An 11974-nucleotide genomic window follows, 5' to 3' on the forward strand; every position below is an offset into this window, starting at 1 on the left:
GTTCCGGAAAAGGATCTTTGTTCATACGCTACAACCATCGATAGGGAATAAGCACCCACTGATGGAAGATTCACTTAGCGTATTATATTTGTCTAACTTTCATTTGATAAGTTGACAATATCCAATACTTTAAAGAAGATGCTCAATAAAATAGCCACTATCGTAGCAAGTCCCATGCCTGCTAATGAAACGGAACCGATTTCCACAGTCGTACCACTAACACCAATTACAAGCACAACGCTAGATAGAATCAAATTTTGTGAACGATTATAATCGACATTTGCCTCTACTAACATGCGTAATCCACTTGCTGCGATGATACCAAATAGCAGTAAGGATATACCTCCCATAACCGCTGTAGGGATGGAGGAAATTAGTGCTGCAAGTTTGCCGACAAACGATAAAATGATTGCGATTACTGCAGCCATACCGATAATCCATGTGGAATATACTTTTGTAATAGCCAAGACCCCGATGTTTTCGCCGTATGTTGTGTTTGGTGTTGAACCGAAAAAGCTGGAAATAATCGTAGAAATTCCATTCCCAGCTAGGGAAAGGTCAAGCCCTGGATTTTTGGTCAAGTCCTTTTTTACGATGTTTCCTGTTACGAAAAGGTGGCCGATATGTTCAGGAACAAGAACGATGGCAGCTGGTAAGATTGTTAAAATAGCGCTCCAATCGAATTTCATCTGATAGAATTCTGGCATGGAAAACCAGCTTGCTTCACGTACAGCTGTAAAATCGACAAGTCCAAAAAAATAGGCAATGATATAGCCTGCTATAATCCCAATTAATATGGGGATGATTTTTAAAAATCCGCGTAGTGTAACCCAGCAAATGATCGTTATTAATAAGGTGAGCAATGCTACGATCGCTGTATCTGTGTGGATCGTCCATGTATCATCTGCACCAGCTGGAGCAATCCAGCCAGCCATTTCCGCAGCAGTAGGGACAAGTTCTAATCCAATAACAGAAACAATTGCGCCCATAGCTGCTGGTGGAAATATCACATCAATCCAGTTTGTTCCACCGAGTTTAACTACAAAAGCAACGAGACAAAGAATCACCCCCACTGCTAAAAACCCACCTAAAACATAGCCATAACCTTCTCCCCCAGCATAATTTGCCAAAACTGCGGAAACAGGGGAGATGAATGCGAAACTAGAGCCTAAATAGGCGGGGATTTTTCCTTTTGTAATAAACAAATAAAGTAACGTACCGATCCCATTCATCATCAAGATCGTTGCTGGATTTACTCCAAACAATATCGGGACAAGCACTGTTGAACCAAACATGGCGAATAAATGTTGAATACTGAGTGGTAAGCTCGTTAATAAAGGCAAACGCTCATCTACTTGAATTTCTTTATGTTGTGTCAAGATGTATTCCTCCTATTTGCTTAACGGTTACCACGCTGCATAAGAAAAAAGCACCCTGCCGTGTTGGTGCAGGGTGCTTCCATAAAAGAAAAAGTTGCCTACTTATTCCTTTTATAACAGAATTTTATCTGTTTCACCTTGGCAGCCTCACGGGACTGAATTAAAGGTAACCGTATCAATTTATCTTTTGTATTATCCCAATTTAAATGGAATTTGTCAATAGTATGGAGCCATTTTTGAAGTCGGCTTTTATTTTTCATAAGAGTGCTAATAGGATAAAGTATTTTCATGATGAGTTAGAGTCTGTTTCTTAATTCTACTTTTAATATTTTCCCACTCGATGTTTTCGGCAAATCATCTACAATTGAAATTCTGGATGGATAGGTAGAATCTTCTGAATGTTGTTTGCAGAATGAAATAAGTGCTTCTTCGGAGATCGCAGCTTTTTTTTCCTTAAGGACAATAAAAGCGTGCGCAATTTCTCCCTTTTCTTTATGCGGCACAGGGATTACTGCAGCTTCTTGTATAGAAGGATGCTGCAATAAGATTTGTTCCAAATAAGCTGTAGAAATGGCACCCGTTGCCTGCGGAATATCTTTTCGAGCTTCTTGTACATGAATACGACCATGTTCATCTACAGTTCCTTTATCTCCCGTGAAAATCCAACCATCCCTCAGCGTTTGCTGGTGTTCCGCATGCTGTAATGCACCATTCCCCTTTACTATAATATCGCCAATTTCCATGCCGTTTGGTGTTACATCTTCCCCTTTATGGTTAATGACACGGACTTCTGTTTGTTGCATTAAAACACCCCACCTTGTTCCGTTTTTTCTTTATATACGTTATTATAAAATTATAACATAAATTATTGAAAGCGTTTAAAAATACGTTTAACTGGAGGGTGAAGCTGGATATAGATAAAAAAGGAGGGACTTAAGAGGATAAGGTTACAGCACTCTGCTCCATATAAGTTAACGTTTTGGTTGTAACATACAACAACGGAGGGCGAATTATTGTCGATCAGGGGTTAGAAATCTATCATTATGAAAGACGGTTTAAAGTGGAACAGGAAAAGAATCTTCTTGTTTATAGCCTAAATATGAAATTTTTGTTATGATAATTATATTGTAAATAAAGGATGGCGTATATATATTTTATTTTCATTTATATTTAATAAGAAGAGCGCTTTTCCTGCAATATATAAGTAAGTATAGGAAGGTGGAAGTTTTTATGAGTCTAAATAAACCAAAGATAGTGGTGTTGGGGGCAGGGTACGCTGGGCTAACGACAACAAAACGCTTAATGCAAAAGCTGTCTCCTGAACAAGCAGAAATCGTCTTAGTAAACAAGCATAACTACCATTATGAATCTACCTGGTTACATGAAGTAGCTGCAGGTACGATTAATCCAAACCAAGCACGAGTTATCATAAGTGATGTTATTAATCCAAATAAAGTGCGACTTGTATTTGACTCTGTAACTAAAATTGATAAAGATAACCAACGCGTTATTTTAGAAAACAGTGAACTGGAATATGATTACCTTGTTGTTGCCCTTGGATTTGAGTCTAATGATTTCGGTATTAAAGGAATGGCGGAACATGCATTTGCAATTGAAGATATTGATTCCAGCCGCTTGATTAGTGAACACATAGAATACCAATTTGCAAAATACAGATCAGGTGAAGACGTAGATGAGCATAGCTTAAATATTCTAGTTGGTGGAGCTGGATTTACAGGTATTGAGTTTGTTGGTGAACTCGCAGATCGTGTACCGCAATTATGTAAGAAATATGATATTGATCGTAATAAAGTAAGAATTATTAACGTGGAGGCTGCTCCCTCCATCCTGCCAATGTTTGACAAGGAATTAGTTGCCTATGCGAAAAAATCATTGGAAGATCGTGGTGTTGAAATCAAAATCGGCGCTCCTATTTCAGAATGTACCGAAGAAGGATTTATCGTTGGTGAAGATAAAGAGTTAATTAAAGCCGGCACCATTGTTTGGACAGGCGGGGTGAAGGGAAGCTCTGTTTTAGGAGATTCTGGCTTTGAATTAACGAAAGGTAAAGTCAACGTCAACGGCGATTTACGCGTGCCAGGTGAAGAGAATATCTTCGTCATGGGAGATTGTTCATGGGTATGGGATCATGAAGCAGATCGTCCGTATCCGCCAACTGCTCAGTTAGCTATGCAAGAGGCAGATGTGGTAGCAGCAAACTTTGTGGCTTTATTGAACAATGAACCGTTAACTGATTTTGTCTTTAACAGCAAAGGAACAGTCGCTTCGCTTGGACATTCGGATGGGATTGGGAATGTTTTTAACGATTACAAACTTAAAGGAAAAGCAGCTGCAGCAATGAAAAAGGTAGTAGATAATCGTTCTCTATTCCTTATGGGTGGACCAAAATTAGTACTTAAAAAAGGGAAATTTCGTCCATTTTAAGATGTTCACAGCCTAAGATGAGTTAAAATTTATAGGGAGGCTTACGAATATGAAAAATAAAACGTTGTGTGGAATTTTCTTAGTTATTGCTTCATTAATTGGGTATCGACTGTTAAGTGATTATGTGGAAGAAACCAGAGACTTTAGGTAGTTACAGCAGACCATCTCATCCTATTAGGTGAGATGGTCTTTTTATAAGATAAGAAAGCATAATCAGGTGCTAGTGGATAGCGAAATAATAGTCACCTCCGGCGCATGAGCCCAGCAACGATGTGACTTTAGAAATGTGCCCTCCAATAAGGCCTCATTGGCTCGTCACAAAGAGGAAGGCCGACTAAAAACGGGCTTGCCGCCGAGACGCCGGCATACCCTGTTTTTAGTGGCATGATTCCTTTTTCCCGTAAAAATGCGTTGTAGACTCCCACTTCAAGGAAAGAAGATGTGAGCAAGCGGGGAGGTAACAGCACCTAAATCCCCAATTCGTTCAAGGGCCTTTAGGTCATACCCTGGCGATACTAACAAGCAGCGGGGATGCAGAAAACCCCGCTGCTGGAAGGTTCACTTTATCGTTAATTCGTTCCACTCGCTACGTTGCTAAACGGGCGCTTGCGCCTTTGTTCTTACTTAATGAAAGCGTTATCCGCTAACTGGAATTTTTCCTTTCCTGAATGTTCATTGCTTATTTTACTTATACTAAGAGCAGGAGGTTGTTACCATGAAACGAGTTATTATCTGTTTGATCTTATTCGGATTTATCTTGTTACCAATCCATAGTATTGAAGCAAGCAAAGATAGGTCAACTGAGATTATGATAAAGCGCATAGAAATAAACCAATATGCTTTAGACAACGTCGATAACCTATTTATTAATGATGCTAAATTGCAGACGCTAATGAAACAAATAAAACAAAAGGTTTACCAAGATCCTATAAATGCCAAGATAGACCGTGTGGGAAAAATTACTCCTGGAAAACCAGGAGTTACTATTGATACGGATCAGTTTCAAGTTGAATTTCGGGAAGCATATTATAATCCAAATATCCAAGGGTTTAAAGTTCCGGTGCAGCCCGTATATCCTCGTGTAGATAAAGGGCTATTAACAGAAATTAGTCAAAAGCAATTAGGTAGTTACGTCACCCATTTTAAGAAAAACAATGAGGAGAGAACCACAAATATTGAGCTTGCCGCCCGAGCAATCGATAGTCATGTTATATTTCCGGGTGAGTTATTCTCATTTAATGAAGTAGTTGGAGAAAGGACAGAGAAAAAAGGGTATAAACGGGCGCCAGTTATTGTAAAGGGTGAACTAGCTGAGGATATTGGTGGGGGTATTTGCCAAGTCTCATCAACTTTGTTTAACGCTGTTAATTTAAAGGGAATTGAAATTGTAGAAAGATATGCACATAGCAAACGTGTCCCTTATGTGCCACCAGGAAAAGATGCAACAGTCAGTTGGTGGGGGCCAGACTTCAGTTTTAAAAATAGATACAATCAACCGCTTTTATTACGTGCACATGCAAAGAATGGGCAATTGGTTGTCCGTGTTTATTCATCAGACATCGTAGAACATTTTGAGAAAGATGTACAAAAGTAAACAATCCCCGTACGGGAAATGTACGGGGATTGTTTTGGATATTGAATTAAGTTTCTTTATGTGCTTCAATTTCGAAACTAATTTTTACGTCATCTCCAAGCAGAACGCCACCTGTTTCAATGGCTGTATTCCATGTTAGACCAAAATCTTTGCGGCTAATGGTAGTTTCGCCGCTAAACCCAGCAACCATATTTCCGCTCATTGGATCTTTACTTTGACCTGCAACTATTACGTCAAGAGTCACCGTTTTGGTTGTTCCACGAAGCGTTAAATCGCCAATCAACTCATATTGGTTGTCAGATTTTTTCCGAATATTTGTGGAGATAAAAGTTGCTGTTGGGTAATTTTCCGTATCGAAAAAGTCTGTGGAACGTAAGTGATCATCGCGGTCTTTATTACGTGTATCAATACTGTTTACATCAATGGTAAATTGGACATTTGCATCCGTAAATTGTTCTAAATCAGCTTCTATTTTACCTTTGAATGAATTAAATCTCCCTTTGGCTTTTGAAATCATCATATGTTTGATTGAAAACCCAATTTCACTATGAATCGTGTCTACATTCCAAACTGCTTTTGCCATGTACATTCCCTCCATTAATAATTACTTTATGTAACTTAGTGTAAAATAGAAAGTATACGTTGTCAAGTAATTATTTAAAGTGTCATTTATCCCGCATATGAGGTGCCGTAAGATTCTCACTGATTAAAGCTTCACTTTGTAACAGGAGATAAGCCCCCACTTTGTATACGGTGAAGTGAAACTTAGCAGGATAAAGCTAAATTGGTTAATGCAATGCCAGAAAGCAGTGGACTGAAAAAAATCATCCTGATTGAACTTCATTTTGTGAAAAATCAAGCCAATGTTTGGTATACTTACTTATGTAGTGAAATTTCTAACAATAGGAGGGCTTATATTGGAACAATTAAACAATCAACAAACATGGGATTTAGAAATTATTTTCCCTGGTGGAAGTAAATCTACAGAGTTTCGCACCTATTTGCAAACGGTAGAGCAAGAAATGAATAAACTTGATTCTGATGTTCTTCAGTTTGATACCAAAGCCACAACAGAAAATATAGAAGCACTTTTACGAGTATGTAAGCAATTGGAACGGACAATGAAGATGATGAGAGAAGCTTTTGCGTTTATTAGTTGTTTACATGCACAAGATACAAATGATAAGCATGTGCAACTTTTATTAGGTGAGCGGTCTCAATTGAATGCGAAATTTAGTGGGATACAATCAAGCTTAAAGCAAAAGCTAGGAGAGATAACAGAGTCGGACTGGAATATTTTTGAAAGAAATGCATCCTTGCAAGAAATAAAATTTGTACTACAGGAATATCGTGAACAGGCGCAACAAATGTTGCCTGTCGAGCAGGAGGCAATCATAAATGATTTAGCTAAGGATGGGTACCATGCGTGGGGGCAAATGTATGATGTTATTGTAGGTAAAATGGAGGTTGCATTAGAGGAAGAGGATGGTGTTCACCATTATTCCATAGGTCAAGCAACGAATAAACTTACACATCCGGATCGTAATTTTCGCAAACACGTATTCACCAAGCTTTCTGAGGCATGGAAGTCGCAGGCCGAGCTATTTAGTCAAACGTTAAATCATTTAGCTGGTTTTCGTTTAGAGACGTATAAGCATAGAGGCTGGAATGATGTGCTCATGGAACCATTACTGATCAATCGAATGAAACAGGAAACATTACAGGCGATGTGGTCGACGATTACCAAGCACAAGGATCATTTCGTTCGTTATTTAAATAAAAAGGCCGATCTTCTCGGTGTGGACACGTTAGGAATTTATGATGTGACAGCTCCAGTTAGCAAAACGGTTCAAACATATACATATAATGAAGGAGCTCATTTTATAGTAGATCAATTCCGTAAATTCAGTCCCAAAATGGCTGATTTTGCGGAGATGGCTTTTGAAAAGCGTTGGATTGAAGCAGAGGACCGCCCAGGTAAACGCCCTGGTGGTTTTTGCACGAGTTTTCCGTATAGCGAGCAAACACGTATTTTTATGACATATTCTGGAACGGCTAGTAATATTGCTACGTTGGCACATGAATTAGGGCATGCGTACCATCAATATGTGATGAATGATGTGAATGGCTTAAACCAAAGATATGCGATGAATGTGGCAGAAACTGCCTCTACTTTTGCAGAAATGATTGTAGCGGAAGCCTCTTTACAAACAGCAGCATCAAAGGAAGAGAAGAAAGCCTTATTGGAGGATAAAATTCAACGTAGTGTGGCGTTTTTTATGAATATTCATGCCCGCTTTTTATTTGAAACACGTTTTTATGAAGAGCGTAAGCAAGGAGTAGTTTCTACTGAACGATTAAATCATATTATGGTAGAAGCCCAAAAAGAAGCTTATTGTGATACACTTTCAGAATATGATCCAACCTTTTGGGCGTCTAAACTTCATTTTCATATTACAGGTGTGCCGTTTTATAATTTCCCTTACACATTCGGTTATTTATTTAGTAATGGGCTTTATGCAAAAGCTAAAAGTGGAGGGGGAAGCTTTGAGGATGCTTATATTTCATTGTTACGCGATACAGGACGAATGACGGTAGAAGAATTAGCTATGAAACATTTAGGAGCAGATTTAAGCCAAACAGCATTTTGGGAAAAGGCTATTCAAGAATGCATTAAAGATGTAGATGAATACATGGCTTTAGTATAGAAAAAGTTGCTTTTTTAAATTTCTGGTTGGTACCCCATGCAAGAAAGCTGTTACGATAGAATAAGTATCTAAAGGCGTTATGGGGAGCCCACTGCTGAAAGTGACGTTGTTCAGACCCTTTGAACCTATTAGTTAATTCTAGTGTAGGGATAAGACTTTTTAGCAAACAATAAAAGCAGTGCCGATAAGGATTCCTTGACAAACAAGTTTTCCCTATTGACATTGCTTTTTAAAAATGTCCAGGAAACTTGTAAACGACTAGCCTACAAGCTTGAATCTGTAAGAGTAAATAGCAGTTGCATGAGCAAAGGGGGGATGGGTTTTGAAACAAAATCGAACACTATTTTTAGTAGAGGTTGCTATTTTTGCGTCTTTTGCTTTGTTATTGGATATGATTCCGTTATGGTACCAGCGTTTATCTTAAGCACGCTATTAATCTTTTTATTATTTCATAAACAACCGAGAACGTTGCTGCAAGGAACGGTGCGGTCGTATTAATTGGGAGTATGATAGTGCAATTAATGTAGCACATTTGGGAGAAAAAGGTTGGGCAAATATTTAGCTTAACCTTTTTCTATGTGGAAAAAATATCGTTACATTTATGATAGGAAGAATTAGTAGTTGGAAAACATTCATTTTATGGAATGGGAGATTCAGCTAATACAATTTCAAAACATCTATACAATACGTGATTCAAAAAGGAATTTCTCTTTTATACTTTTCTTCATCAAGCCGATTGCTTGTAAAGAAATATTAGTTGCTATTTTAAAAATCGCATTTGTTTTAGCTGTATTTTAAATCTATCCAATCTTTTTCTAAGTTTATTTCTGTTGTCAGGGAGTAAATGTATATTAGAAATAGAGGCAATCGATTCCGCTACATGTTCCATAGTCATATTCTCCGTATCTATTCGATGTTGAAATATATGATTTGATAACCCTTGCATACACCTATCTATTTGTTTTGCCCCCCATGAATTCTTGCTCTCCCCCCTGCTACGTAATCTTTTTAGTAAAGTTTCCTTCGAAGCCCATAGTACAAAATGTTTAACTATAACCTTGTCATTTCTAAGTCTACCAATGATTTCCTCAAAGTAATGAGGATTGACTATGCTCATTGGCACCATGATAATTCCGTTATATTCCCTTTCCATATTTTTTAAAAGGGTATAATTTAACTCACGCCAGCTACAATAATCTTGGAAATTTTGCTTGTGGATTTCCGCCGGTATATTTTTATCTATAAAAAAACCCATGTTTTCTGGATCATAAACAAATGAATCAGGGATTCTTCGATGTAATTCGTAAGAAGTTTGAGTTTTTCCAGAACCAAAAGCCCCATTAATCCAAATAATCAATTACCACACCTCTTTTTAATTAACTTTTTTGTTAAATCATTTCACAATAATTGGAATATCTGCTTTCAGTATTTCTTGATACTTCCCTATTTATGGGTTGATATATTTCTCCCCCTATTGCTTTTATATTTTACCATATCGTATTGGTTGATCTTTCATTTCAAATGTAAGAAGTTCGTAAAACTATTACTTCCAAAGCTTGATTTTAATTCAAGCAGTAATAGGAAAGCGAGGAATGAAAGAAAACAACGACTAATTGAAATGGAACTTCATCATATTAGTGTTTAATGTACTATTCCGTCAGAATTAAAACGCTAATTATTTATTAAAGAAATAATGTGACTATATTTTACGAAGCTCCGCTTAATTGCTTCATCCACCAAACTGAACGAAATCCAAGTAGCTTGCATAGGCTAAAGAACACTACTTTCGGAGAGGAAGGTTAACTGGTGGATCTTTTTTTATCTCACTATCTATACGGTCTTTTTACGTTGCTCATTATAGGTACGATGATTATGCGAAAAGGGGTTGTTTTACCAACTTTATTAGGAACATTTTTAGTAGCATGGTTATACAAAGGGAGTATTATTGACGGATTTAAGGCAATCTTTCAAGCTAACTTGGTTGCTGCAAAGGAACTATTTAGCATTTTTTTAATCATTACGTTCATGCTTGCATTATTAAATTCTCTTAGGGATCTAGGGGCTGATAAGCGAATGATTCAGCCAATACAGCGAATCATGGTTAATGGACATATTTCATTTTTTATCCTGACCGTGGTAACGTACATCATATCGCTATTCTTTTGGCCAACACCTGCAGTTCCACTTATTTGTGCCTTATTAGTACCAGCTGCTATTCGTGCTGGCTTACCAGCAATTACAGCAGCAGTTGCTATCGCCATAGCTGGTCAAGGGATGGCTTTATCCTCAGACTATGTTGTGCAGGTAGCGCCAAGTTTATCTGCATCTTCGGCTGGTGTATCAACAACGGCAGTCGCAGACCAAGCCCTGATTTTATCACTTATAACGGGGGCTATTGCAATTAGCTTAGCGTATATACTCACTCGTAAAAAGATACGTCGTGCCGATGATCCAATAAATGTACAAGAGTTAGCTAATATGCAGACTTCTCAAGAAGACCCCATTGTTGATCCGCAAAAGGAAATACGTACCAAATGGAGTAAAGTATTTGCTATTTTCGTTCCTTTAACACTAGCTACAGTTGTCATTTACATGGTTTATGAAAAACTAAATTCTGGAAGAATGAGTGGTTTTGAAGGGGGAGATGGAGCGGCATTTATTGGTGGTGTTGCTGTTATTCTTCTATTATTATCAACGGTCGCTCTTCGAAAGCAGCAAGCTCTGGATTACATTACGAAGCATATTACAGATGGTTTTGTGTTTGCTTTTAAAGCGATGGGACCAGTAATTCCGATAGCAGGGTTTTTCTTTTTAGGCAGTTCAGACTTTGCAGGAGCGATAGTAGGCATCGAAGAGGGCGCCCCGGCATTTTTATTTGATTTAGTTCAGTCTACACAGTCATATTTACCTGAAAATCAATGGTTAGCAGCGGTTAGTATTTTAATAATCGGGATCATTACTGGATTAGATGGTTCTGGTTTTTCAGGACTCCCTTTAACAGGTGCATTAGCAGCTTCATTGTCGTCAAATAGTATGGATGTGGAAACCCTTGCTGCAATTGGACAGATGGGAACTATCTGGACAGGAGGAGGTACACTCGTTGCCTGGTCTTCACTTGTGGCAATAGCAGGATTTTGCGGTGTATCCGTTATGGAGCTTGTTAGGAAAAATTTCATCCCAGTTATAGCTGGCCTTTTGGTAGCAACATCAATCGCAGTATGGTTACTATGATACGTCTATGAGTAGATGGAAGATCTAACTGTATTATAACAGTTAAAAATAACTGAAGAAAGTTTAGCTTCACTACGGATCTAGAAAAAATGTACTTACATTGTTTTCATCAATCCCGAGTAAATAAGCACAGCTGATAAAGCTTTTCCATATGTATCCCACTTCAAGGCACTGTATTTACAGTGCCTTGAATTAATTTTTTTGTTTAATGCGAGAAGACATATATGGTGTCGCTTAATTTTCCATAATTTAAATCAATTGTTTTAAATAATTTTACATTCAAAATATTTTGAGTTAAAATCGTACTAAAATAAAGCGGTTACACATAAATGTTTAACAAGATCGTTTCGCAATGAACAAAGGCGCAGAGCGCCCGTTTAGCAACGTAGCAACTGGAACGAAGCAACTGAGATAAAGGAATCATAGTAAGGATACGAACCAATGATGACTTATCGTAGGGCGATTCGCGAAGTTGCCTAGTTGCTGGGCGATGGAGCCGGACGTGGCTATTCCGTTAATTCCGTATCCCAAGGCAACAATTTTTATACTCCCTCTATTTACTAACGTTTTCTCTTGTTTTCTTTGTTTTTCTTAGAATTTCATTTTGTTTTTTCTTT

Annotated in this window: 8 protein-coding genes; 4 read left to right on the plus strand and 4 right to left on the minus strand. The window is 37.9% G+C overall.

Going from position 1 to position 11974, the window contains the following annotated elements; genetic code table 11:
* Window positions 1–92: 92 nt before the first annotated feature.
* Window positions 93–1379, minus strand: coding sequence for a uracil permease (gene uraA, locus D1839_RS16025; protein WP_120380832.1), 1287 nt, complete (start codon window positions 1377–1379; stop codon window positions 93–95).
* 296 nt (window positions 1380–1675) lie between these two features.
* Window positions 1676–2182: an AMP-binding enzyme gene (locus D1839_RS16030; RefSeq protein WP_120380831.1), complete on the minus strand. Its 507-nt coding sequence runs from the start codon at window positions 2180–2182 to the stop codon at window positions 1676–1678.
* Window positions 2183–2609: 427 nt separating this feature from the next.
* Here D1839_RS16030 and D1839_RS16035 point away from each other — a divergent pair, with 427 nt between their 5' ends.
* Entirely contained in the window at window positions 2610–3824 is a 1215-nt protein-coding gene (locus D1839_RS16035; protein ID WP_120380830.1) for an NAD(P)/FAD-dependent oxidoreductase, read from the plus strand.
* A 715-nt stretch (window positions 3825–4539) separates the two neighbouring features.
* Complete coding sequence (locus D1839_RS16040; protein WP_120380829.1) at window positions 4540–5418, plus strand: VanW family protein; 879 nt, start codon at window positions 4540–4542, stop codon at window positions 5416–5418.
* A 46-nt stretch (window positions 5419–5464) separates the two neighbouring features.
* Here the strand turns inward: D1839_RS16040 and D1839_RS16045 are convergent, their stop codons facing one another.
* Window positions 5465–6001, minus strand: a complete 537-nt coding sequence (locus tag D1839_RS16045) for a YceI family protein (RefSeq protein WP_120380828.1) — start codon at window positions 5999–6001, stop codon at window positions 5465–5467.
* Between the two features lie 334 nt (window positions 6002–6335).
* On the opposite strand from D1839_RS16045, the gene D1839_RS16050 reads away from it, so the two are divergent.
* Complete coding sequence (locus D1839_RS16050) at window positions 6336–8126, plus strand: M3 family oligoendopeptidase (protein WP_286164835.1); 1791 nt, start codon at window positions 6336–6338, stop codon at window positions 8124–8126.
* Window positions 8127–8886: 760 nt separating this feature from the next.
* On the opposite strand, the gene D1839_RS16055 is transcribed toward D1839_RS16050, so the two are convergent.
* Window positions 8887–9483 (minus strand): AAA family ATPase, encoded by a 597-nt coding sequence (locus tag D1839_RS16055; protein WP_120380826.1) that lies wholly within the window; start codon window positions 9481–9483, stop codon window positions 8887–8889.
* 449 nt (window positions 9484–9932) lie between these two features.
* On the opposite strand from D1839_RS16055, the gene D1839_RS16060 reads away from it, so the two are divergent.
* Window positions 9933–11357 (plus strand): hypothetical protein, encoded by a 1425-nt coding sequence (locus tag D1839_RS16060; protein ID WP_120380825.1) that lies wholly within the window; start codon window positions 9933–9935, stop codon window positions 11355–11357.
* Window positions 11358–11974: the final 617 nt, after the last annotated feature.

The organism is Roseburia sp. 1XD42-34 (assembly GCF_009917385.1).
Classification (GTDB): Bacteria; Bacillota; Bacilli; order Bacillales; family Amphibacillaceae; genus Virgibacillus.